Source organism: Oerskovia merdavium (assembly GCF_014836755.1).
In the GTDB taxonomy this organism is placed as follows: Bacteria; Actinomycetota; Actinomycetes; order Actinomycetales; family Cellulomonadaceae; genus Oerskovia; species Oerskovia merdavium.
On record NZ_JACSQF010000001.1, the window covers coordinates 297,586 to 321,161 of the forward strand.

The window sequence follows — 23,576 nt, forward strand, 5'->3', positions numbered from 1 at the left end:
GCGGTGCTGCCCAGCGCGGTTGCGGTGGTGGGTGCGGGTGGGTGGGCTGGTCAGGTCGGGGTGGTGCCGGTCGTGTGGCCGGGCGGGGTGCGCCGGAGCCACGCGGCCGTGTCGGTGGGCAGCTCTGCGCCGGCGGCGCCCTGCTCGAGGTCGGCGCTCGCCAGGAGCACGTCGTACCCTGCGGGCAGCGGGACGGCGGGGCCGAGGTTGACGAGGCACAGCACGTCGTCGCGCGTGAACGCGAGCACCTGGTCGCTCGTCGCCTCGCCGGGCAGGACGTCCGCCCAGGCGAAGTCGCCGCGGAACGCGGGGTCGCCGTGACGGAGCGCGAGGACGCGGCGGTAGAGGCTGAGCATCGACGCGTCGTCGTCGGCCTGTGCCTCGACGGACAGGTCGCCCCACCCGGCCGGCTGGGGCAGCCAGGGGTGAGCGCCGCCGTCGGGCCCGAACCCGTGGCTGCTCCCGCCGCGCGTCCACGGCAGGGGGACGCGGCAGCCGTCGCGGCCGGGGTCCACTCCCCCGGACCGGAAGTGCATGGGGTCGTTGATGACGTCGAGCGGGAGGTCCTCGACCTCGGGCAGGCCGAGCTCGTCGCCCTGGTAGACGTACAGCGAGCCGGGCAGGGCGGCGGAGAGCAGGGCGGCGGCCCGGGCCCGACGGCGTCCCGCGGCCAGGTCTGTCGGCGTGCCGAAGCGCTTGGCGGGGAAGGCGAACGCGCTGTCCTCGCGGCCGTAGCGCGTCACGGGGCGGGTCACGTCGTGGTTGGACAGGACCCACGTGGCGGGGGCGCCGACGGGGGCGTGCGCGTCGAGCGTCGTCTGGACGGACTCGCGCAACGACTTGGCGTCCCAGGGACGGGCCATGAAGTCGAAGTTGAACGCGGTGTGCATCTCGTCGGGGCGCAGGTACTGCGCGAACCGGGCACGGTCGGCGAGCCAGACCTCGCCCACCAGGACGCGCGGCTCGTCGTAGGACTCGGCGACGGCGCGCCAGCCGCGGTAGATGTCGTGGATCTCGTCGCGGTCGACGTGGGGGTGCTCGCCCGGGCCGGGGTGGGCCGGGACCTCGGGGAGCGTCGCGTCCTTGACGAGCAGGGCGGCGGAGTCGATGCGGATGCCGGCGGCACCGCGGTCGAACCAGAAGCGCAGGATGTCCTCGTGCTCGCGCCGGACGTCGGGGTGGTTCCAGTTGAGGTCCGGCTGCTCGGGCGTGAACAGGTGCAGGTACCACTCGCCGGGCGTGCCGTCGGGGTTCGTGGTGCGGGTCCAGGTGGTGCCCTGGAAGTCGGAGACCCAGTGCGTGGGCATCTCGTCGCCGCCCGGGCCCTTGCCGGGGTGGAACCAGAAGCGCTCGCGCTCGGGCGATCCGGGGCCAGCGTCGAGCGCGGCCTGGAACCAGCGGTGCGCGGCCGAGACGTGGTTGGGCACGACGTCGACGATCGTGCGGATGCCCAGCTCGCGGGCCTCGGTGATGAGCTGCTCGGCCTCGGTGAGGGTGCCGAACTGCGGGTCGATCTCGCGGTAGTCCGCGACGTCGTAGCCACCGTCGGCGAGCGGGGACAGGTACCAGGGGGTGAACCAGATCGCGTCGACGCCCAGGTCGCGCAGGTAGGGCAGGTGCTGCCGCACGCCGGCCAGGTCTCCCGTGCCGTCGCCGTCACCGTCCGCGAAGCTGCGCACGTACACCTGGTAGATGACTGCGTCCCGCCACCAGGTGGGGTCGGCCGTCGTTCGGGTCGAGTCGTCCTCGCGCACCGTGTCCTCGTCTTCCGTCCGTCCCGTTCAGCGATGAACGGGTGCTCTGCGTCGAGCGCGGCGTCCCGGGTGGGCGTGCCGCTGGACTCCTGATCCGTGGATCCGTCGTCTTGAGCATTAACGTAATCAGTCGACAGGTTGCGCGCAAGAACTCGACAAGAGCGTTATCGAAACGCGACCTTGGGCGGTGGGTAGGGCGACTCCCGAACGGCGCGCTGCTGAGTGCGGAGTTCTTGTGCGACTCGCCGGGCGTGCCCCGCAAGAACTCCGCACCCAGCGAGCAGCGCCGGGCGCGACGAAGGGCACCGCCCCGGGTTCCCCCAGGGCGGCGCCCTCTCGGTGCCGCGGTACCGCTCGCCTAGCGGGTACCGCTCGTGTTCAGCGGCGCGGTCGAGGCACGCACCACGAGCTCGGGCTCGAACAGCAGCTCGTCGCGCGACACGTCGGCCCCCGCGATCATGCTCGCGAGCAGGTCGACGGCCGCGCGCCCCATGGGCTCGATGGGCTGGCGGACGGTCGTGAGCGCGGGATCGGTCGAGTTCATGAGCGACGAGTCGTCGTAGCCGACGACCGACACGTCGGTCGGGACCTCCTTGCCCGCCCGGCGCACGGCCCGGATCGCGCCGAGCGCGAGCGGGTCGCTCGCGCACACGATCGCGGTGGCCCCTGCCTCGAGGAGCCGCACCGAGGCGGCCTGGCCGCTCTCGAGCGAGTACTGGCTGTGCTGGACCAGTTCCGGGTCGATGGTCACGCCGTGGCGCGCGGCGAGCGCGTGCGCCGCCGCGAGCTTGCGCTCGGACGGGATGTGGTCGGCGGGGCCGAGCAGGAACCCGATCCGGCGGTGCCCCAGGGACAGGACGTGCCCGAGCGCCTGGTTCATGGCGACGACGTCGTCGCACGAGACCCGCGGGAAGTCGAGCGACTCGATCGAGGCGTTCATGAGGACCACGGGCAGGTTGCGCTCGGCCAGGCGCCGGTACGGCTCGTGGTCGGCCTCTCGCTGCGCGTAGAAGCCGCCCGCGAAGAGCACGCCCGAGACCTGCTGGCCGAGCAGCAGGTCGATGTACTCGGACTCGGTGATGCCGCCCGCGGTGCGCGTGCAGAGCACTGGCGTGAACCCCTGCTGAGCCAGCGCACCACCGATGACCTCGGCGAACGCGGGGAAGATGGGGTTCGCGAGCTCGGGGAGGACGAGGCCGACGAGCCGGCCTCGCTCACCGCGCAGCTTGGTGGGCCGCTCGTACCCGAGCACGTCGAGGGCCGTGAGGACGGAGTCGCGCGTCGCCTGGGAGACTCCCGGCTTGCCGTTGAGCACGCGGCTGACCGTGGCCTCGCTGACGCCGACCTTCTTGGCCACCTCGGCAAGTCGTCTGGACATGCTGCTGACTATACGCAGCGCGCAAGCCGCTTGCGTTCACTTGCGCAACCTTGAGCGATCCCTGCGGATCCTCTCGGTGCGGTCAGCGACCCCGCGTCACGGTGTGCCCCGCGTCGGTCAGCACGTCGACGGCGGCCTCGACCGAGTCCTCGGGGACCAGCACGAGGTCCGCGTGGAACGTCGAGGCGACGAACACCGAGATGCTCGCCTCGGCGAGCGGCCCGACGATCGCCGCGAGCATGCCGGGCTTGCCCAGCCCGTGGGGGTCGCCGTAGAACCCTGCCCAGCGGTCGCCGCCGCCGCCGAAGGGCGAGGCCTCGCGCAGGACCGTCAGACCCTCGGGCGCACGCACGAGCGCGACCCACTCGTCGTCGTCGGGGAACGCGGCGTGGGGCTCGTGCGCGAGCGTGAAGAAGGTGTCGAGGAGGCGCAGCTTCTGGGCGGGCATGCCCGCGAGCCTAGGGCGCGCCACCGACACGCAGATCGTCACGGCGGCCGTCGTGCAGTGCACAACAACCCGTGTGCGCGGCACACCGCGAGCGCCTCGCCGTGGTTAGGCTCGACGGGTGAGCGCCCCCACCCTCTCGCCCGGGCTCCTGCCCGCGCCCGTGAGCCTTCAGCCCGCCACCGGCACCTTTCCGCTGACCGACGGCACGCCCGTCCGCACGGACCCGGCCCTCGCTGCGGCCGCGCGCTGGTGGCGCCGGACCACCGAGGCCGCGTTCGGCGTGGACCTGCCGTTCCTCGTCGCTCCCGGCGCCTCCGCCGGCCCGGCCACCTCGGCGTCCGACGGTCCGGCTCCCGCCACCGGGACGCCCGACGACGCGGCCCGCCCGGGCGTGACCCTCGCCCTCGACGCGACGCGCCCCGCGGGCGGCTACCGCCTCGAGATCACCCCGCAGGCCGTGCTGCTCACGGCTGCCGACGTGGCCGGTGCCCATGCGGGCGTCCAGACCCTGCGCCAGCTCGCGGGCCCGCAGGCCTACCGGACGGCTCCGGTCGACGCGGCCCCCGGGGACCCGGCGAGCGCCGTCCGTCTGCCCGCCCTCACGATCGAGGACCGTCCGCGCTTCGGCTGGCGAGGCGTGCTGCTCGACGTCGCGCGGCACTTCCTGCCCCAGCGCGAGGTCATGCGGTTCGTCGACCTCGCGGCCGCGCACAAGCTCAACGTGGTCCAGCTCCACCTCACGGACGACCAGGGCTGGCGCATGCAGGTCCACCGCTACCCGCTCCTCACGGAGGTCGGCGGCTGGCGCACCGAGTCGAACGTCGGGACGTGGCGCACGGGGGTCTTCGACGGGCGCCCGCACGGCGGCTTCTACACCCAGGACGACCTGCGCGAGATCGTCGCCTACGCGCGTGAGCGGGGCGTCGTCGTCGTGCCGGAGATCGACGCTCCCGGGCACGTCGAGGCGGCCGTCGCGGCCTACCCGTTCCTCGGGACCCGCAAGACCCCGCACACGGTGCGCACCACGTGGGGCGTGAGCACCGAGGTGCTCGACCCGTCCGACGAGGCGCTCGAGTTCTTCACGAACGTGCTGGACGAGGTCTGCGACGTCTTCGACTCCCCCTGGATCGCGATCGGCGGCGACGAGGTCCCCACGACGCTGTGGCGCGAGAACCCGGCGATCGTGGCGCGGGCCGCGGAGCTCGGCCTGCCGGACGTCGCGGACCTCGCGGGCTGGTTCCTGGCCCGCCTGAGCGAGCACGTCACGGCCAGGGGACGCCGGGCGGTCGTGTGGGACGAGGGCTTCGGCGAGCAGCTCCCGCGTGACGTCGTCGTGACCGCGTGGCGCGGCTTCACCGTGGGAGCCCACGCGCTCGAGGCGGGCAACGACGTCGTCATGGCCCCCGAGCAGGTCGTCTACCTCGACCACCGCGCAGGCGACGGCGAGGACGAGCCCGTCCCCGTCGGCTTCCTCCGCACGGTCGAGGACGTCTACGCGTTCGACCCGTTCCCGGCCGAGGTCCTGGCGCAGCACCCGGGCCTCGACGCGGCGCCCGGTCGCCTGCTGGGCGCCCAGGCCGAGGTGTGGTCGGAGCACCTCGACTCGCCGCGCCGCGTGGACTACGCGGCGTTCCCGCGCCTCGCGGCGTTCGCGGAGGTCGTCTGGAGCCCGACGGCGGAGCGCACCCCGGGCGCTCCTGCCTCGGCCGAGTTCCTCGCGCGGCTCGAGCACGACCACCTGCCGCGCCTGGACGCGGCGGGGGTCGAGTACCGTCCGCTCGACGGGCCGAAGCCCTGGCAGCAGCGCCCCGGCGTGCACGGGTTCCTGCGCCACCTCGACCAGGAGATGGCCGCGGGCGGCTGGGCCGGCGTGGGCGGCTGGGTCGAGGGACGCGACGCGAGCTCGGAGGGGCAGGCATGAGCGCGGCACAGGCGTCGACGGACGCTCAGGGCAAGCGCGAGCCCGGCACCGACGTGACGCTCGTCGTCCGCGGGGCGCGGCTCACGGCCCCGGGCGGGCTGACCGCACCGGTCGACCTGCTGGTCGCAGGAGACCTGATCGACGACGTCGTCCCGGCGGGCAGCGTGCCCGTCCCCGCGGGGGCGCTCGTGATCGAGGCCGCGGGCCGCATCGCGTTCCCCGGCTTCGTCGACGCCCACGTGCACGGCGAGGCCGCGGTCCTGGACCCGGACGTGCAGCTCGCGATGCTGCGCCAGGGCGTCACGAGCATCGTCGTGGGGCAGGACGGCGTGTCCTACGCGCCCTCCGCGCCGCTGCCCGTCGCGGACGGGACCGCCGACGCGCACACCTGGGCCACGGGGTACTTCAGCGCGATCAACGGCGAGCACCCCACGTTCCGGGGCGGCTCGGTCGTCGACCTGCTCGCGACGTACGAGGGCACCACGCCCCTCAACGTCGCCTACCTCGTCCCGCACGGCACGCTGCGCTACGACGTCCTGGGCGGCGCGGCCCGGCCCGCGAGCCCCGACGAGACGGCCCGCATGGTCGCCCTGCTGCGCGAGGCCCTCGACGACGGCGCGTGCGGCATGTCCACGGGCCTCGAGTACGCGCCGGCCTCGAACGCGACCGACGACGAGCTGGTCGCGCTGACCCGCGTCCTCGCCGAGCAGGGCCTGCCCCACGTGAGCCACATGCGCGGCTACGAGGACAAGGCCGGGTCCGCGATGGCCGAGCTCGTCCGGGTCGCCCGGGCGTCGGGCGTCGCGACCCACGTCTCGCACTACCACGGACCCGCGGACGAGCTCGTCGGCTACGTCGAGGACGCCCACGCGGCCGGGCTCGACGTCACGTTCGACTCCTACCCGTACCTGCGCGGCTGCTCGATCCTCTCGATGGTCTCGCTGCCCACGTGGTTGCCCATCGCGGACCCGGACGCCACGGTCGCGATGCTCCAGGACCCCGACGTCGTCGCGCGCCTCCGCGCCGAGCACTTCCCCGGCCTCGCGGACCTCTGGGAGCGCGTGACCATGGCCGCCGTGCCCGGTGAGCTGCAGTGGTGCGAGGGCATGGCGCTGCTCGACGTCGCCGACCGCCTGGGCCTGGACCCCGTCGAGACGACGCTGCGGATCCTGGTCTCGACCCACCTGCGCGCGGGCTGCGTGTTCGCCCAGCCCCCCACCAACTCCCCCGAGTCGGTCCGGGCGCTGCTCCGGCACCCGGCCCAGATGGGCGGGTCGGACGCGATCTACCAGGGCGGTCGCCCCCACCCACGCGGCTGGGGAGCGTTCGCGCGCTTCCTCGCCGAGCACGTGCGCACGCTCGGCGACTGGACGTGGCACGACGCCGAGCGGCACCTGTCCGCAGCGGCCGCCGAGCGCTTCGGGTTCGCCGACCGCGGGGTCCTGCGCCCCGGCGCACGCGCCGACGTCGTGCTGCTCGACCCCGAGACCGTGCAGGACGTCGCGACGTACGAGGACCCACGCCGCCCCGCGACAGGGATCGACGACGTGCTCGTCGCGGGCGTGCCGGTGCTCGCGGGCGGGCAGCCCACCGGCGCGACCCCGGGGCGCGCGCTGCGCCCGACCGCCGCGGCGGCTCGCGCATGACGGCGACCGCGCGTGCCGCCGCTGCGCAGGGAGCCGCGAGCGCCGAGCAGGCTGGTCGAGCGGCCCCGGTGAGCCGGCCGGCGTCCCCCGCACCGCAGGCCACCGCCGACTCCGCCCGGAACTCGTCCCAGTCTCTCCGCCGCGCCCTGACGATCCTCGACGCCCTGCGTCACGACGCGGCTCGCGGGCTGAGCCTCGTCGAGCTCGCGGACGTGCTGGGCACGCACAAGAGCACGGTCTCGCGCCTGCTGGCCCCGCTCGTCGAGGTCCACCTGGTCCGGCGCACCCCGGCCGGACGGTTCGTGCTGGGAGCCGGGACGCTGCGGCTCGGCCAGGCCTACCTCGAGGGGCTCGACCTGCGCACGGTCGCGGAGCCCCACCTCGCGGACCTCATGCGGGCCTCGGGGGCCACGTGTCACCTCGTGGTGCGTGACGGCCTCGACGTCGTCTACATCGACAAGCAGGAGAACACCGCGGTCGTACGCATGGCCTCGCGCATCGGGCACCGCATGCCGCTGTACTGCACGGGCGTCGGCAAGGCGATCCTCGCCGCGAGCGACGTCGACCTGCTCGAGTCCGTGCTCGCGCACCCGCTGTCGGCCGTGACCGCGCGGACGCTGACGGATCCCGACGCGCTGCGCGCCGAGCTCCGCACGGTCGCCCAGCGCGGCTACGCGATCGACGACCGTGAGAACGAGACCGAGGTGCGCTGCGTCGCGGCCGCCGTCGTCGACCACACGGAGACCGCGATCGGCGCGCTCTCCGTCTCCGCGCTCGCCTCGCACATGCCACCCGCCCGGGTGCGCGAGCTGGGCCCGCTCGTCGTGCAGGCCGCCCGTGCGGTCTCCGCCGGGATGGGCTCCGTGCGCTGCGGCTACGAACCCACCGGGAGGAACGCATGACCGACCCCACCCAGGCCGACCGCCCCACCCAGCCGTCCACCCGCGCGACCGTCCCTGCGGACCCGAGCGCCGTCGTCGGGCCCGCGACCAAGGGCCTGCGGCTCGACGCCGAGCGGACCGTCGCGGACGTCCTCGCGGACTCCCCCCGCATCACCGACGACGCCTTCTCCTGGCCGCTGCTGACGCTCGACGACGCGGCCCTCGACCACAACGTGGCCCTCATGGCGCGGCTGTGCGCCGAGCACGGCGTCGAGCACGCGCCGCACGTCAAGACCGCGATGTCGCGCGGGCTCTACGCCCGCCAGGCGCGCGCCGGGGCGTGGGGCGCGACCGTCGCGAACCCGGCGCAGCTCCGCGTGGTGCGCACGTGGGGCGTCGAGCGCGTGTTCCTCGCGAACGAGCTCGTGGACCCGCGCGAGATCGCGTGGCTGCGCCGCGAGCTCGAGGCCTCGGTCGCCCCCGGCGGCACCCCGTTCGAGGTGTGGGTGTACGTCGACTCGATCGAGGGCGTCGGGCTGCTCTCGCGCGGCTTCGCGGGCGCCTCGGAGGACGTGGTCGCGGGCCTCGGCGTGCTCGTCGAGGTCGGTGTCCCGGGCGGCCGGACGGGCGTGCGGAGCACGGCCGACGCGCTGGGCCTCGCGCGGGCCGTGCGGGCCGCGGGCCTGCGACTGCCCGGGGTCGCCGGGTACGAGGGGTCCGCCGCGGGCGGCACCACGCCCGAGGACCTGGCCAAGGTCGCGGCGTACTGCCGCGGCCTGCGCGACGTCGCGGCGGCGTTCGTGCGCGAGGGCCTGGTCCCCGACGACGAGCCCGTGGTCGTGACCGCGGGCGGCAGCTCGTTCCTCGACGTCGTGCTCGCCGAGCTGCCCGGGCCGCTCACGGTCGTGGGCACCGGCGGCGGCACCGAGACCACCCGCGACGTGCGCGTCGTCGTGCGCTCGGGGGCCTACCTCACGCACGACCACGGGTTCTGCGCCCGCATGGACCCGTGGGACCGCATCCCGGGCGGCGAGCCCATGCACGCGGCCGCGGTCGTGTGGGGCCAGGTGCTCTCGGTCCCCGAGCCGGGCCTGGTGCTGTGCGGCGTGGGGCGGCGCGACGTGTCCTACGACATCGACCTGCCCACCGCGCTGTGGCTGCGCACGCTCGACGAGAACGGAGGTCTGCGCCCTGCGCACGACCTCGCGGGCGCGCGCGTCACGGGCCTCAACGACCAGCACCTGTACCTCACGGTCGACCCCGCACCCGCGGGCAGCGCCCCGGTCACGACGCAGATCCGGCCCGGCGACGTCGTCGGGTTCGGGATCTCGCACCCGTGCACGCTGTTCGACAAGTGGCGCGTGGCAGCCGTCGTGAGCGACGACGACCAGGTGGTCGACCTGGTCGGCACCGAGTTCTGACCCTGCACGTCCCGGACCGACCAGCACCACCCGCAAGTTCCCGAGAGAAAGAGGCACGATGAGCACCGCCAAGTCCCCGATCAGCACCCCGCACGCGCCGGCACCGGCCCACACGTTCCACCAGGGCGTGCGCAAGGGCCCGTTCGTCCAGGTCTCGGGCCAGGGCCCGGTCGACCCCGCGACGAGCGAGTACCTGTTCCCCGGCGACGTCGCGGCGCAGACCACGCGGACCCTGGAGAACGTCAAGGCCATCGTCGAGGGCGCGGGCGCCACGTTCGACGACGTCGTGATGCTCCGCGTGTACCTCACCAAGCGCGAGGACTTCTCCGTCATGAACGACGCGTACGGCGCGTTCGTCGAGGCCAACTGCCCGGGCGGCGTGCTGCCGGCCCGCACCACGGTCTTCACGGGGCTGCCCCGCGAGGAGATGCTGGTCGAGATCGACGCGTTCGCGATCACGGACTGACGCTCCCCCGCCGTCGAGTGCGTGGTTCGGCAGCGACTCGCCGGGCGTGTCGCTGCCGAACGATGCACCCGACGGAACGCGCGCCGTGGGTGGGCGCACCTAGCCTGGCCGGATGATCGAGACGCTCGCCATCGAGGGCTACCGCTCGCTGCGCCACCTCGTCCTGCCCCTCGGCCGGCTCACGGTCGTGACGGGCGCCAACGGGGCGGGCAAGTCGAGCCTGTACCGCTCGCTGCGCCTGCTCGCCGAGTGCGCGCTGGGCGGCGCGGTCGGGGCCCTGGCCCGCGAGGGCGGCCTGCCTTCGACGCTGTGGGCCGGGCCGGAGGTGATCGGCCGCGCCGTGCGCGCGGGCGTCCACCCCGTGCAGGGCACGGTCCGCAGCGGCCCGGTCGCGCTGCGCCTGGGCTTCGCGAGCGGCCCGGACCTCCTGCCCGACGGCGCCGCACCGGCGGGTGCGCCCCTCACGGGCGCGTACGGGTACGCGATCGACCTGGGGCTGCCGCAGGACGGCGGGGCGTCGTTCGGCCTGGACCCGGAGATCAAGACCGAGGTCGTGTGGTCGGGTCCCGTGCTGCGCCCCGCGACGCTGGTCGCCGACCGCCACGGCCCGTCGGTCCGGCTGCGCGACGAGGACGGCTCGTGGCAGGTCTCCGGGCGACGCCTGCGGTCGTTCGACAGCATGCTCTCGGAGGTCGTGGACCCCGTAGGAGCACCCGAGCTCCTGGTCGTGCGCGAGCGTCTGCGGTCCTGGCGCTTCTACGACCAGTTCCGCACCGACGCCCTGGCACCGGCGCGCGGCGCGCACGTCGGCACCCGGACCCCCGTCCTGGCGCACGACGGCGCCGACCTCGCCGCGGCGCTCGAGACGATCCGTGAGCTGGGGCTGGCCGACGAGCTGGACGCCGCGGTCGAGGACGCGTTCCCCGGGTCCACCGTGCGGGTCCGCGTGACGGACGACGGCCGGTTCTCGCTCGAGCTGCGCCAGCACGGCCTGCTGCGTCCCCTCGGCAGCGCCGAGCTGTCCGACGGCACGCTGCGGTACCTGCTGTGGGTCGCGGCGCTGCTCACTCCCAGGCCTCCCGAGCTGCTCGTGCTCAACGAGCCCGAGACCAGCCTGCACCCCGAGCTGCTGCCCGCTCTCGGATCGTTGATCGCTGGGGCTGCGCAGCGCACGCAGGTCGTGGTCGTGACACATTCGGGCGCACTCGTGCGGGCCATGGAGGAGGCGGCGGACGGCTCGCGAGCGCGGACACCGTCGCCACGGAGCGACGGTTCGGCCGAGCGGACCGGTCGCAGCGGGCCGCGCGGCCTCCCTGCGGCGCACGGGGTGCCCGGCCTGCACGGGCTGCCCGGGCTCGCCCACGTCGAGCTCGTCAAGGAGCTCGGCGAGACGACCGTCGCAGGCCGCGAGGGTCCGCTCGACGAGCCGCTGTGGCACTGGCCGAAGCGCTGAGTGCATGGTTCGGCAGCGACTCGCCGGGCGTGGCACTGGCCGAACCATGCACTCGAGCGGGTCCCGGGGGTCAGCGACGCGCAGACCCCAGGTACAGGCTCGTGACCGACGCCGCGAGCTCGGTCAACCTGCTCCCCGTACGCCCCAGGAGGTCGTCGAGGTCGATCGGCCCGGGGGCTATCGAGAACGCAGCCGTGATCCCGGCGGCCCGGGCCCGCTGAGCGGGCAGCAGGACCTGCCCCGCGAGCACCACGACCGGAGGTCGCCCGGGGGCCGCCGCGGCGAGCGTGCCGATCGCGTCGGCGACCTTGCCGTTGATCGACTGCGAGTCGAACGACCCCTCGCCCGTGAGCACCAGGTCCGCGTCGGCCACCGCCGCGGGCAGCCCTATGCTCTGCGCGACCAGCGTCGCCCCGTGCTCGAGCTCGGCGCCCAGGACCGCGACGAGCGCGGCGGGCACCCCGCCCGCGGCGCCCGCCCCCGAGAGCTCGTGGGTACGGATCCCCGTCTCGCGCTCGAGCAGGTCGGCCCATCGCACGAGCGCAGCGTCGAGGAACCTGACGTCCGACCCGCTCGCGCCCTTCTGCGGACCGAACACCGCCGCGGCTCCGCGCTCGCCCACGAGCGGGTTCGTGACGTCGACCGCCACTCGCCAGCGCACCTCGCGGGCACGCGGGTGCAGCCCGTCGAGGTCGAGGCCCACGACGCGCGCGAGGCCCTCGCCGCCGTCGGGCACGAGCCTGCCCGCGAGCTCCCCGTCGGCCGAGGACGGGACGGTCGCCGGCTCGTGCGCGAGCAGCCGCGCCCCGAGCCCCGTGAGGAGACCCGCACCGCCGTCGGTCGACGCCGACCCGCCGAGGCACACGACGACCTCCTCGACGCCTGCGTCCAGGACCGCCGCCGCGACCGCGCCCGTGCCGCGCGTGTGCGCGTGCAAGGGCTGGAGGGCGACGTCGCTCACGTCGGGCAGGCCGCTCGCTGCCGCGAGCTCGACGACGCCGACCCGGCCGTCGGCCGAGACCCCGTAGCGGGCCGTGTGCGGCCGACCGATCGCGTCGACCGTGACGACCTCACGTGCCGGCACGCCCCAGACCGCGAGGAGCGCGTCGAGCGTGCCCTCTCCCCCGTCGGCCATGGGCAGCAGGGTGAGGACGGCGTCGGGGGCGGCGGCCAGGACACCGTCCGCGACGTGCCGTGCGACGGCCTCCGCGGTCGCGGAGCCCTTGAACGAGTCGGGTGCGATCACGACCCGCAGCGGCCGCGCCGCGCCGGGTGGGTCGAGGGGCCGGGAGGCGTCGGTGTTCGTCGTCGAAGGCACGTCCCGATCGTAGCCACGCGTCCTCAGGTCCGCTGGGCGGCCCGGGCCGCGACCGCGGCCTCGATCCGCGCCTGCGTGCGCGCCTCACGGCGCCGCCGTGCCCGGAGGACCCCGAGCACCAGGCCCACCAGCACGAGCAGCGACCCGAGCTGGACCCACGGCAGCGCCCACGCCCCGTAGGAGGTCGTGGTGGGAGAGAGCGCCACGTCGACCACGTCGTCACCGACGACGAGCGGCGTCGTCGTCAGGTCGCCCGAGACCTTGCCGAGGGGCCAGACGCCGTCGAGCACCACGGTCCCGCCCGCCTCCTGACCCGGCAGGACCTCACGCTGGGCGGGGGCCACGACCTCGCGCGCGTTCCAGCCGAACAGGCCTGCGACCCCGGCCTGCGTGTCGGCACCGAGGCGCACGTTGCCCTCGTTCGCGACCGTGTACTCGACGCGCACCGAGCCGGGCGCGAACGGGTTCCAGCTCGGCTCGTACGTCGCACGGACGTCGGTGAGGGCGAGCGCCGGGGCGAGGTCGCCGGCCACGCGCAGGTGCAGGCGCGCGCCCACGCGGGTGTCGAACGTGACGGTCGACCCGTCGCCCTCGGCGCGGGCCGGCGCGGCCACGACGCCGGCCGGGTGGTCACCGGGCGTCGCGTCGGCGGGCACGACGACCGTGAACGGGATCGTCGCCGACGACTCGGCCGCGATCTCGACGCGCTGGGTCGGGCCCGCGGTCTCGCCCTCGCCGAGCGTGATCCACGAGCCGCCGTCGGTCGGGGTGGTGCCGGCCGCGAGCAGGTCGAACTGCCCGTCCGCGGTCACGACGCCGTCGCTCGCGTACACGTCGAACGTCGCCGGGTGGTCGCTGAAGTTGGTCACCGTGACGTGCTCGACGGCCTGGCCCCCGGGGTCGACCGTCAGGCGGTAGGACACTCGCCCGTCGGGCCCCTCGGCGGTCGCGGGCTCGACGGCCCAGGTCGTGCGCGTGGCGGGCTCGTCGGAGGCCGTGGCGGCTGCGCGGCCTGCGACCGCAAGCACGGTGCCCGACGGCGCCGCACCGGTCGCGGAGACAGGTCCGGCTGCGTGGGCACCGGGGGCGAGCAGGGCCGCGGCCGGAGCCGCGAGAGCACCCGTCAGCAGTGCACCCACGAGGGCTGCGGTGCCGGCGGTCCGGGTCAGGCGCTGCCGGGAGGCCTGGTGAGCCGTGGCACGACGCGGACGGGCGGTGCGGCGAGAGGTGACGTTCATCGAGGAGCTCCGAGCGGGAAGAGTCGTGGCCCCGCGCCCACCGCGACCCGCGAGCGGGACGGACGGGGCGCCGTCGGGCAGGAGGACGGGCGTGGCCCGCGGGCACCCGACGACGCACGGTGCGTGACGCCGTCGGGCACGGACGGGCCGGGAACGGGAAGAGGCCGTCGGGTCCCGGCGCGCCGGAGCGCACGCAGGACCCGACGGCTCCGTCGGGTGTGGACGGTCAGTCGACCGGGAAGAGCGAGACCGTCAGGGTGCCCGCGTAGTCGCCCTCACGGGTGTCCACGGGGACCTCGAGCGCCAGGTCGGCCGAGACCGTCGTGGTGCCCAGGCGGCTGTCCGACGTCGCGGTCGCGAGCGTCGCCGGGGCCGCGAGGCCCTTGCCGCCGCCCAGGAGCGAGGCCACGGGCGAGCCCGCGCTCACGCCGTCCTTGGCCGAGACCAGGCCGGGGGTCCAGCCGAGGTTCTGGGCCCGCAGCGTGCGCGGGCCCGAGGACAGGTCGCCCGACTGGCCGGAGACGGTCCAGCCGCCCGTGCCGACCGTGGCGGTCGCCCGCGAGTCGGTCACCGAGACCTCGGGGAGCCGGCCCGCGAAGCGCAGGCGGTCGCCCACGTTCTCCCCGCCCGTGAGCGCCACGCCCGCACCGAAGTCCGCGACGGACAGCGTGAGCTTGCCCTCGACCTCACCGGCCTCGGGGACGGTTGCGAGCAGCGGGATGCCGTCGGTGTCGTTCGCCGCCCACAGGGCGTTGGAGACGCGGCCGACGTCGGCGTTGTCGAGGTAGGCGCCACGCACCGGGTCGGTGCCGGTCGCGGCGGCCGCGAGGAGCTCCGAGCCCGGGCCCTTGGCGTACACGGGCACGAGGTGGTTGGTGTGCCCGCCGCTGTTCCAGCTGACCTGCGGAGCTGCGCCCTGCGCGCCCTGGATCGGGGTCCAGGCCGGGTTCGCCGCGGGACCGGAGAGGTAGCCGCACTCGTGGTCGGCCGTGATGACCACGAGTGTCTCGTCCCAGCTCGAGTTCTCCTCGACCCAGTCGACGACCGTCTCGATGGTCCGGTTGAAGTCGACCTGCTCCTCGACCGCACCCGCGGTGTTGTTGTCGTGCGAGGCCCAGTCGATCGCGCCGCCCTCGATCATCACGAAGAAGCCCTCGTCCGAGGCGTTGGACAGCACGTTGAGCGCGGCGTCCGTCATCTGCGGGAGCGAGGGGACGTTGTCGTTCTGGGGGGCAGAGAAGGGCACGTCGCCGGACTTCAGTGCGGTGCGGTCCGCCTGGAGCGTGCCGGCGACCTGCGCGGTGCCGAGCACGTGCGTGGGCGTGTCGCCCTCGGCGAGCGCGAGGAAGTCGTCCTTGGACTCGACCAGGTCGAACGCCGACTGACCGTCGACCAGCTTGTTCCACTCGGTCTCGCCGATGTAGCTGTAGCTGGGCTTCGCGAGCTTGTCGCCGTTGTCGTCGTACCAGGGGTTGCCCGCGCCGAAGATCACGTTCGCGCCCGAGTCCATCATGTCGGCCGCGATGTCGTGGTAGTTGTTGCGGTGCTCGTTGTGCGCCAGGTAGGACGCGGGCGTCGCGTGGGTCCACGGCACCGAGGTGACGACACCGGTGGCCTTGCCCAGCTCGAGCGCGCGCTCGGCGACCGTCTTGAGGTCCTCGTGGTTCTCGTCCTGGCCGATCACGTTGTTGAGCGTCTTGACACCGGTCGCGAGGGTCGTCGCCGCGGCGGCGGAGTCGGTCGAGTTCTTGAGCGGTGCCGCGAAGCTGCTCCAGTTCTGGACCGGGTCGTACGTGTTGCCGAACTGGTACGTGGACATCGCGAGGGCGACAGGGAACTCCTGGTACACCTGCGTACCGGCCTGGCCGGGGACGGGGGTCGAGACGCCGCCGGGCTTCACGGTGGTCTGGTAGGCCGTGCGGCCGTACTCGAACTGGCTGCCGAGGTCGACCTGGTTGAACCCCATCCCGTCACCGATGAGGTGGATGATGTTCTTCGGTCCGGGCGCCCCGGGGTCGGCGGACGGCGCGGCGAGCGCCGGCGTGGTCGAGGAGATCGCGATACCAGCAGCGAGGACGCCGGTCCCGGCGATCCGCAGCCACTTCATCGGTACACGTGAAGTCATGGTCTCTTCCCTGTCGAGGTCTGGTCCGGTCCGGAGTCGAGTTCCGGCCGGCACCTGAGAGCCAAGCGGGTCGAGGTGGCGCGACGGTGAACGGTGGGAGGCCGTGCGTGGACAGATGGGGTAAATGTCCGGCCGGGGCCCCGGAGGCACCGGGGCCCGGCAGGCGCTCAGCGAGGGGCAGGCAGGTCCGCGAACCGCACGAGCTGGCCAACGGCCCGCTCGGCGCGCTCGTCGAGCCACGGCATGGGGAACAGCTCGATCGTCCAGTCCTCCTTGGACGCGAACACGCCCGTGGGCACGATCAGGTCGCCCATGAAGGAGAACAGGGGCCGTAGCGCCTGGTCGATCACGAGGGTGTGACGCGCCGTGCCGCCCGTTGCCGCGAGCAGCACGGGCTTGTCGACCATCGCGAGCGAGTCGACGAGGTCGAAGAACGACTTGAAGATCCCGGAGTAGGAGCCGCGGAACACGGGAGAGGCGACGACGAGCAGGTCGGCCTGCTCGACGGTCTTGAGCGCGAGCTCGAGCTCCTCGCTGCGCATGCCCACGACGGTCGCGGTCGCGACGTCCTGCGCGTGCTCGCGGACCTCGACGGTCCGGGCGTCGACGGCGACCCCCGCGGCCGTGAGGCGGGCGACGGTCTTGTCGAGCAGCAGGTCCGTCAGGGCGCGCGTGGTCGAGGGGAAGCTCACGCCGCCCGCGACCGCCACGACGCTCAGCGGCCTGCGCTCGGTGCCCGACGCCTCGGTCTCCGCGCTCACGCCTCGCTCCCGTCGCGCGCCGGAAGGTGCTCCTGCGCGCCACGCAGCTTGTCGAGCAGCCCCTTGAGGGTCGCGAGCTCGTCGGTGTCGAGGGCGCCGCCCACGTAGGCGCTGATGGTCCGGACGTGCTTGCGCCCGATCTCCTTCTGGAGCCGCGCGCCCTCCGGGGTGAGCCGGACGATCGTGCCGCGTGCGTCGTCGGGCGCGGGGACGCGTTCCACGAGGCCGCGCTGCTCGAGACGCTCGGCCATGCGGCTCAGCGAGGGCTGGCTGATGAGGACGTACTCGTTGAGGTCGCGGAGCCGGGTCCCGCCCTGGGGGCACGTGGAGAGCGTGAAGAGCACGTCGTACTCGCGCATCGTGAGCTCCTCCCAGATGTCGTCGGCCTGGAAGCGGCGCATGAGGGCGACCTGGGTGCGGAAGAGCGACTCCCAGGTCTCGGCGGCCTCGCGCGTGGTGGCTCGGTCGTGGACGGCGGGGAGGGCGGTGGTGGGGCTGGGCATGCGTCTCTCGATCCTGCGGGGTGCACCGGCCCGACGGCGCCGCCCGCCTGGTCGGCGCACGTCACCCGGGTAGATGCGTTCGTATGAACTCGAGCGGTACAACCGGCGGGACGGGAGGTGTATTCCGGACCCTCGGGTTCGACCGCTCCCTCCCCGGAAGGACCTACCTGCCGAGCCGGCGCTCGCGCTGGGAGTACGAGCGCAGGGCACGCAGGTAGTCGACCCGGCGGAAGCTGGGCCAGTACGCCTCGCAGAAGTAGAACTCCGCGTGCGCGCTCTGCCACAGCAGGAACCCGCCCAGCCGCTGCTCGCCCGACGTGCGGATCACCAGCTCGGGGTCGGGCTGGCCCTTGGTGTAGAGGTGCTCCTCGATGTGCTCGACGTCGAGGTTCTCCGCAAGCTCGGGGAGCGAGGCGCCGCGGTCGGCCTGCTCGCGCAGGTAGGAACGGACCGCGTCTGCGATCTCGTGGCGACCGCCGTAGCCGATCGCGACGTTGACCTGGAGGCCGTCGACCCCCGCGGTGCGTTCCTCGGCGTCGCGCAGCGCCGCCGCGAGGCGCTCGGGGAGGAGGTCGAGACGGCCCATGACGCGCAGGCGCCAGCGGCCGGTCTCCGCGAGGTCGCACACCGCGTCCTCGATGATGTCGAGCAGCGCGCTGAGCTCCTCGCGCGAGCGCGAGAGGTTGTCCGTGGACAGCATCCAGAGCGTGACGACCTCGATGCCGAGGTCCTCGCTCCAGGTGAGGAACTCGGCGATCTTGTCGGCACCGCGCCGGTGGCCGGTCGCGGCGGTCTCGCCGAACGACTTGGCCCAGCGCCGGTTGCCGTCGAGGATCACGCCCACGTGCCGGGGCATCGCCTCACGCGGCAGGGAGCTCGCCAGTCGTCGCTCGTACAGCCCGTAGAGCAGGTGGGGCATGCGCACGTGGGGTCCTTAGCGGTATGAAGGGAGTGGGCGACGGGACCGGCACGGCCGGAGCGCGTCGCACGGTGGGCACGAGCTGCGCGGCCGCAGGGTCGGGATCGAGCAGGTCGCCCGCCAAACGGTACCGGAGGCAACGGTCGATTTGTCCAGACGTCCGCCCTGCGATTCGCCTTTGCGCAGGATCTTCACAGTCCCCGTCAGCAACCTACGGTGACGTAACTTACGATGGCGTAGGTTGTTTCCTGAGCCGTTCACGTCGACTCACGTGCAGTCCCCGGGTCAGGGACGTCCCGCTCCCCCCGCCCGACGCCGAACGAGTAGGAGTCTCTCCGTGGCACGACCCTCCGAGCGCCCGTCCGTGGGCGACGCCGTCGAGAACGCGCCGGGTTCGCCCGGCGATCCCCTGTCGGACGATGCCGCGTCAGGCACTGTGCTGGCGGGCGCGGCCGCGAAGGCGGCCGACGTGCTCGACGCCGCCAAGCCCCGGCTGCGCGGCTGGATCCACGCCGGCACGTTCCCCGTGGCCCTCGTCGCGAGCATCGTCCTGGTGGCCCTCGCTCCCCCCGTCGCCGGCAAGGTCGCGTGCGCGATCTTCGGCCTGAGCGCCTGCCTGCTGTTCGGCACGAGCGCCGTCTACCACCGCGGCACCTGGTCACCCCGGGTCGCGGGGATCCTGCGCCGGGCCGACCACTCGAACATCTTCCTCATCATCGCGGGCACGTACACGCCGCTCGCGGTGCTGCTCCTGCCGAAGCAGACCGCGACGATCCTGCTGATCATCGTGTGGTCCGGGGCGCTGCTCGGTCTCGCGGCACGCATCATCTGGCTGGGCGCCCCGCGGTGGGTCTACGTCCCGATCTACGTCGCGCTCGGCTGGGTCGCGGTCGGATACATGCCGCAGTTCTGGACCACGCCGGGCGGTCCCGCGATCGTGTGGCTCGTCGCGATCGGCGGCCTCGCCTACACGCTGGGTGCCGTGGTGTACGGGCTCAAGCGCCCCAACCCGAGCCCGCGGTGGTTCGGGTTCCACGAGATCTTCCACGTCCTGACTGTCGTGGGCTTCGGGTGCCACTACGCGGCGATCATGATCGCCGCCCTCAACGCCTAGCGCTGAGAGCCTCCGCCGGGTGCGAGGTGCGCTTCACGGATCGGGCCGGTCCGCGACGCGCGCTCCGCACCCGGCGTTCTGCTACGGCTGGTCGGCAGCCGGCACGACGGCGTAGCGCCGGTTCGCGAGCGACGGGTTCGTCCGGCGTACCGCGGCCAGGGCCTCGGGGTCGATGTCGGCGGTGCGCAGTCCCGCTCGCTCGTCGAGCTCGAGCCCGACCTGACCGTCGGGCCCCACGAGCAGCGAGCGCCCGGTCACGCCCTTCCCGGCCTGCCCGACGGCGAGCACGACCGCCGTGTTCTCGATCGCGCGGGCGCGGGCCAGGGTGCGCCAGTGGTCGGCCTTGAGGTCGCCCGCGGCCCACGCGGCCGGGACGACCAGGACGTCGGCCCCGGCGTCGACCAGGCGGCGGGCCGCCTCGGGGAAGCGCAGGTCGTAGCAGGTCATGACGCCGAACGTCAGGCTGCCGACCCTCAGGACCGTCGGCGGCGCGTCTGCAGGCCCCGGCTCCAGGCGGTCCGACTCACGGTGCCCGAACGCGTCGTACAGGTGCACCTTGCGGTAGACACCGGACAGCCGCCCCTGAGCGTCGATCGCCACGACCGCGTTCACCGCGCGAACAGGGCGCTCGGACGTCTCGGCCCCCGTGGAGACCGGCGTGCTGGTCGACGCGTCGCGTGCGGCGCCCGCCGGGTCGACCGCGGTGTCCGGAAGGCCCGACGGGTCCCGCACGGCTGTGCCGTCGGAGGGTGTCGAGCCGTGCGAGGACGACGTCCCACCGTGTCCCGCCACGCCGACCAGCGGCGCCCGTGAGCCCGGGATCGTCGTGCCCGCGATGACAGCGACCCCGGTCTCGCCAGCCCAGCGCTGGAGCGTCGTGACGAACGGGCCGTCGAGCGGCTCGGCGTGCTCGATCCCCACGCCGCGCGGATCGAAGCCCGACGCGTACTCGGGGAGCACCAGGAGGTCAGCGTGCAGCCGTTGCGCCTCGGCGAACGCCGAGCGCACCACGAGCAGGTTCGCCGCGTGGTCGTTCGAGACCTCGATCTGGGCGATCGTGACCCGGACCGGACCGTGCGGCGTCTGCGTCATGTCAGTCGCCGCCGCCGCCGGAGTCGCCACCGCTGGAGCCGGAGTCGCTGCCGCCGTTGCTCCCGGAGTCGCTCGCGCCCGCGTCGCCGCCGGCCGTGCCGGTCTCCGACGCGTCGTCCCGACGGTCCGGGTCGGTCGTCGTGGCCGTGGTGCTCGTCCCGGCCGCAGCGGCGCCGCCCGACGTCGCCGCCGCGCCCCCGTTGCCGGCACCCCGCTCGTCGTGGCGGACCTTGCGCAGCTGCTTGGTCAGCGACAGGAACAGGACCACGCACGCGAGGGCCACGGCGAAGATCGTGAGGAAGCCGGGAAGGCCCGGCGACACGTCGGTCGGCTCGAGCCCCGGTCGGAGCTCGTCGGTCGTCGGTGCGGGCGACGGCGTCGTCTCGGTGGTCACCCCGGCCGCCCAACCGGGGCCTCCGGCCAGGTGGGACGACAGATCGACCGCGAGCTGCGGCGTCGGGCTCATACGAGACCTTCCTCGGTGCGGATGCCGGCGAACAGGTCGTCCTCCGGGAGCGTGGTGGGGACGCGCGACTCGGCGAGCTCGAACTCCTCGAAGGGCCACACGTCGGCCTCGAGGTCGCGCGGGATCGCGAAGAAGAAGCCCTCGGGGTCGATCTGCGTCGCGTGCGCGATGAGCGCCGCGTCGCGCTGCGGGAAGTACGGGGCGACCTCGACGCGCGTCGTGACCTCGCGCTCGGGGATCTCGCGCGCGGCCCGCGACTCGACCCAGTCGCTGAACGGCGACTCGAGCCCCGCGTCCACGACGGCCTCGTGGATCGTGCGGATGCGGTTCATCGAGAAGTCGTGGTTGTAGTAGAGCTTGGCGGGCTCCCAAGCGGGCGCCCCGCCCTCGACCTGGTAGCGCTCCGGGTCGCCCGCCGCGTGGAACGCCTCGAACGCGACCTTGTGGCACATGATGTGGTCCGGGTGCGGGTAGCCGCCGCTCGGGTCGTACGTCGTGATCACGTGCGGACGGAACTCGCGGACCAGCTCGACGAGCGGCGCCGCGGCCTCCTCGAGCGGCACGAGCGCGAAGCAGCCCTCGGGCAGCGGGGGCAACGGGTCGCCCTCCGGGAGTCCCGAGTCGACGAAGCCCAGCCAGCGGTGGCTCACGCCCAGCGCCTTGGCGGCCGCCGCCATCTCGGCGCGCCGCAGCTCGGCCATGCCCTCTGCGGTGGCAGGAAGCTCGCCGAAGCTCGGGTTGAGCACGTCGCCGCGCTCGCCGCCCGTGCAGCTCACGACGAGGACCTCGACGCCCTCCGCGGCGTAGCGGGCCGACGTCGCGGCACCCTTGCTCGACTCGTCGTCGGGGTGCGCGTGGACGGCCATGAGGCGCAGCGGTGCGCGGTCGACCGTCCCGGGCGCCGATCCTGCGGTGGGGCGCGCCGTCGATTCGGTCACAGGTCCTCCTGGGGGTACTTCGAGATGGAGAAGTTCAGAGACAATGATGACTCACGAGCAGGTAGTCCACCCAACCCTTGGACGTCGATCGACCATGACGAACAGCACGCCCCCGCTGGGAACTTCCCCGAACCCCGGGCCAGACGCCCTCGACGAGGACGAGAACCCGATCGGCCTCGCGCCGCGCAGCGAGGGCCCGCGGCCCCCCGCGGGACGCTACGGCCCCGAGCCCACGGCCCTCCGACGTCGCCTGGCCGTCGCCGGCATCGCCGCTGCCGCGCTCGTCGGGATCGGCATCACCGTCTGGATCGGGCTGGGGCAGGCCTCCACCCCGGTGCGTTACGACGACTTCGGCTTCAAGGTCGTCAGCTCCGAGCAGATCGACGTCACGTTCCAGGTCTCCATGGAGCCCGGCACCCAGGCCGAGTGCACCATCGACGCGTTGGCCGAGAGCTACGCCCAGGTCGGGACCGTCACGGTGGTCGTCGGGCCGAGCGACAAGCTCGAGGGGCGCTACACCGTGAGCGTCGCGACGTCCGAGCTCGCCACGACCGGGATCGTCGAGAGCTGCGTCCCGCTGCCCTGACGGCGAGCGTCCCTGGGTCTAGGGGCAGGTGTCCCGAGGGGCCAGTGGCGAGCTGCCCGGCCTCCCCTCGTCGCCACCGCGTGCGGACGCCGGGCACGAGCGCGAGCCCGGTCGTGGCTGCGCCGCGGACCGAGGTCCGGCGGCCGGCACGGGGTCGAAGCACGTCCGGGGCGCTGTCCGAAGACCTCCGTCACACGACCTCGCACGAGGTCCTGGCACCTGCTCCGCAAGCAGTGCAAGGATGGGACCGCGGGCGGAGCCGCCCGCAACGGTTCGGAGGCGTCCCACGACGGGTCGCGGGGCAGACCACGGAGGTCTGCCGGGGGCAGGGAACGGTGTGATGCAGCGGACATTTGGTATCCTGAGGGATTCACGCTGCCCCAGAAGCTTCAGGACCAGCGAAACCCGCCACGCGGCGTCGGTCACCGACCGGCGCCACCACCACGGGCAGGCAGCGGAGTCGCCCTCACCCGCACACACTGCCTCCCCCTGTGCGGCCGCGTCCACAGACGACGGCCGCCAGAACGCAAGGAAAGGAAGGAGCGAACCGTGACCGAGACCAGCGTCACCTGGCTGACCCAGGAGGCACACGACAGGCTTCAGGCCGAGTTGGCTCACCTGTCCGGTGCTGGCCGCACCGACATCGCCGAGCGCATCGCCGCCGCCCGCGACGAGGGCGACCTCAAGGAGAACGGCGGCTACCACGCCGCCCGCGAGGAGCAGGCCAAGAACGAGGCCCGCATCCGCGAGCTCACCGCGAAGCTCCGCAACGTGCAGATCGGCACGCCGCCGGACGACGGCAAGGTCGAGCCCGGCATGGTCGTGACCGCGAACGTGGCCGGCGAGGAGATGTCCTTCCTGCTCGGCTCGCGCGAGATCGCCGGCGGCACGGACATCCGGGTCTACTCCCCCACGTCCCCGATGGGCGCCGCGATCAACGGCACCTCGATCGGCGACAAGGTCTCCTACACGGCTCCCAACGGGAACGAGATCGCGGTCGAGATCCTCGCCGCCAAGCCGTTCCAGGCCTGACCCAGCGACACACCGGCGTCGCTGCTCCGGACGGAGTCGGCTCGACGCACCCACGACGCCCCGGCAACCCCACGGTCCCGGGGCCGTCGTGCGTCCCCGGGGGGGCGCGCCGCCGG

General features: G+C 73.8%; 21 protein-coding genes. 9 read left to right on the forward strand and 12 right to left on the reverse strand.

Features of this window, described 5'->3' with window-relative positions; genetic code table 11:
• Positions 1 to 50: 50 nt before the first annotated feature.
• From H9641_RS01155 to H9641_RS01165, 3 genes are all read right to left on the reverse strand, one after another.
• The gene (locus H9641_RS01155) at positions 51 to 1,754 is read right to left on the reverse strand and encodes a glycoside hydrolase family 13 protein (RefSeq protein ID WP_191800234.1); all 1,704 of its coding nucleotides are present in this window, start codon (positions 1,752 to 1,754) and stop codon (positions 51 to 53) included.
• Between the two features lie 358 nt (positions 1,755 to 2,112).
• Complete coding sequence (locus tag H9641_RS01160) at positions 2,113 to 3,132, reverse strand: LacI family DNA-binding transcriptional regulator (protein WP_191800236.1); 1,020 nt, start codon at positions 3,130 to 3,132, stop codon at positions 2,113 to 2,115.
• Positions 3,133 to 3,214: 82 nt separating this feature from the next.
• Entirely contained in the window at positions 3,215 to 3,580 is a 366-nt protein-coding gene (locus H9641_RS01165; protein WP_191800238.1) for an ACT domain-containing protein, read from the reverse strand.
• A 118-nt stretch (positions 3,581 to 3,698) separates the two neighbouring features.
• Between H9641_RS01165 and H9641_RS01170 the strand changes: the two genes are divergently transcribed.
• From H9641_RS01170 to H9641_RS01195, 6 genes are all read left to right on the forward strand, one after another.
• Positions 3,699 to 5,501, forward strand: coding sequence for a beta-N-acetylhexosaminidase (locus tag H9641_RS01170; RefSeq protein WP_191800240.1), 1,803 nt, complete (start codon positions 3,699 to 3,701; stop codon positions 5,499 to 5,501).
• Positions 5,498 to 7,147: an N-acyl-D-amino-acid deacylase family protein gene (locus H9641_RS01175; RefSeq protein ID WP_191800242.1), complete on the forward strand. Its 1,650-nt coding sequence runs from the start codon at positions 5,498 to 5,500 to the stop codon at positions 7,145 to 7,147. The genes H9641_RS01170 and H9641_RS01175 overlap by 4 nt, the downstream gene beginning before the upstream one ends.
• Positions 7,144 to 8,049, forward strand: a complete 906-nt coding sequence (locus tag H9641_RS01180) for an IclR family transcriptional regulator (protein ID WP_191800244.1) — start codon at positions 7,144 to 7,146, stop codon at positions 8,047 to 8,049. Before H9641_RS01175 ends, H9641_RS01180 begins: the two co-directional genes overlap by 4 nt.
• The gene (locus H9641_RS01185; protein ID WP_191800247.1) at positions 8,046 to 9,449 is read left to right on the forward strand and encodes a type III PLP-dependent enzyme domain-containing protein; all 1,404 of its coding nucleotides are present in this window, start codon (positions 8,046 to 8,048) and stop codon (positions 9,447 to 9,449) included. Before H9641_RS01180 ends, H9641_RS01185 begins: the two co-directional genes overlap by 4 nt.
• Before the next feature lie 58 nt (positions 9,450 to 9,507).
• Positions 9,508 to 9,915 carry a RidA family protein gene (locus H9641_RS01190; protein WP_191800249.1) on the forward strand — a complete coding sequence of 136 codons (408 nt, stop codon included), beginning with the start codon at positions 9,508 to 9,510 and terminating at the stop codon, positions 9,913 to 9,915.
• A gap of 112 nt (positions 9,916 to 10,027) precedes the next feature.
• A complete protein-coding gene (locus tag H9641_RS01195) occupies positions 10,028 to 11,368 on the forward strand; it encodes an AAA family ATPase (RefSeq protein ID WP_191800251.1) in 1,341 nt (446 codons plus the stop codon).
• A 70-nt stretch (positions 11,369 to 11,438) separates the two neighbouring features.
• On the opposite strand, the gene H9641_RS01200 is transcribed toward H9641_RS01195, so the two are convergent.
• The 6 genes from H9641_RS01200 to H9641_RS01225 form a co-directional block, all read right to left on the reverse strand.
• On the reverse strand, positions 11,439 to 12,686 hold the full coding sequence (locus tag H9641_RS01200) for a glycerate kinase (RefSeq protein ID WP_191800253.1): 1,248 nt from the start codon (positions 12,684 to 12,686) through the stop codon (positions 11,439 to 11,441).
• Between the two features lie 23 nt (positions 12,687 to 12,709).
• On the reverse strand, positions 12,710 to 13,924 hold the full coding sequence (locus tag H9641_RS01205; RefSeq protein ID WP_191800255.1) for a WxL protein peptidoglycan domain-containing protein: 1,215 nt from the start codon (positions 13,922 to 13,924) through the stop codon (positions 12,710 to 12,712).
• Positions 13,925 to 14,150: 226 nt separating this feature from the next.
• Positions 14,151 to 16,049, reverse strand: coding sequence for an alkaline phosphatase (locus H9641_RS01210; RefSeq protein WP_191800257.1), 1,899 nt, complete (start codon positions 16,047 to 16,049; stop codon positions 14,151 to 14,153).
• A 167-nt stretch (positions 16,050 to 16,216) separates the two neighbouring features.
• Positions 16,217 to 16,810: a CE1759 family FMN reductase gene (locus H9641_RS01215; protein WP_191800259.1), complete on the reverse strand. Its 594-nt coding sequence runs from the start codon at positions 16,808 to 16,810 to the stop codon at positions 16,217 to 16,219.
• Positions 16,807 to 17,313, reverse strand: a complete 507-nt coding sequence (locus H9641_RS01220) for a MarR family winged helix-turn-helix transcriptional regulator (protein ID WP_191800261.1) — start codon at positions 17,311 to 17,313, stop codon at positions 16,807 to 16,809. Before H9641_RS01220 ends, H9641_RS01215 begins: the two co-directional genes overlap by 4 nt.
• Positions 17,314 to 17,476: 163 nt before the next feature.
• Positions 17,477 to 18,238 carry an isoprenyl transferase gene (locus H9641_RS01225; protein WP_191800263.1) on the reverse strand — a complete coding sequence of 254 codons (762 nt, stop codon included), beginning with the start codon at positions 18,236 to 18,238 and terminating at the stop codon, positions 17,477 to 17,479.
• 430 nt (positions 18,239 to 18,668) lie between these two features.
• Here H9641_RS01225 and trhA point away from each other — a divergent pair, with 430 nt between their 5' ends.
• Positions 18,669 to 19,346, forward strand: coding sequence for a PAQR family membrane homeostasis protein TrhA (gene trhA, locus H9641_RS01230; protein ID WP_318244326.1), 678 nt, complete (start codon positions 18,669 to 18,671; stop codon positions 19,344 to 19,346).
• Between the two features lie 81 nt (positions 19,347 to 19,427).
• On the opposite strand, the gene H9641_RS01235 is transcribed toward trhA, so the two are convergent.
• The 3 genes from H9641_RS01235 to mca are packed head-to-tail and all read right to left on the reverse strand — an operon-like array spanning position 19,428 to position 21,770.
• Positions 19,428 to 20,438, reverse strand: coding sequence for a carbon-nitrogen hydrolase family protein (locus H9641_RS01235; RefSeq protein WP_225219751.1), 1,011 nt, complete (start codon positions 20,436 to 20,438; stop codon positions 19,428 to 19,430).
• Between the two features lies 1 nt (position 20,439).
• Positions 20,440 to 20,904 carry a hypothetical protein gene (locus H9641_RS01245; protein ID WP_191800267.1) on the reverse strand — a complete coding sequence of 155 codons (465 nt, stop codon included), beginning with the start codon at positions 20,902 to 20,904 and terminating at the stop codon, positions 20,440 to 20,442.
• Positions 20,901 to 21,770, reverse strand: a complete 870-nt coding sequence (mca, locus tag H9641_RS01250) for a mycothiol conjugate amidase Mca (RefSeq protein WP_056646692.1) — start codon at positions 21,768 to 21,770, stop codon at positions 20,901 to 20,903. Before mca ends, H9641_RS01245 begins: the two co-directional genes overlap by 4 nt.
• A 166-nt stretch (positions 21,771 to 21,936) precedes the next feature.
• Between mca and H9641_RS01255 the strand changes: the two genes are divergently transcribed.
• Both H9641_RS01255 and greA read left to right on the forward strand, forming a co-directional pair.
• Positions 21,937 to 22,428, forward strand: coding sequence for a DUF4307 domain-containing protein (locus H9641_RS01255; protein ID WP_191800269.1), 492 nt, complete (start codon positions 21,937 to 21,939; stop codon positions 22,426 to 22,428).
• A gap of 549 nt (positions 22,429 to 22,977) precedes the next feature.
• Positions 22,978 to 23,460, forward strand: coding sequence for a transcription elongation factor GreA (gene greA / locus H9641_RS01260; RefSeq protein ID WP_191800271.1), 483 nt, complete (start codon positions 22,978 to 22,980; stop codon positions 23,458 to 23,460).
• Positions 23,461 to 23,576 lie beyond the last annotated feature (116 nt).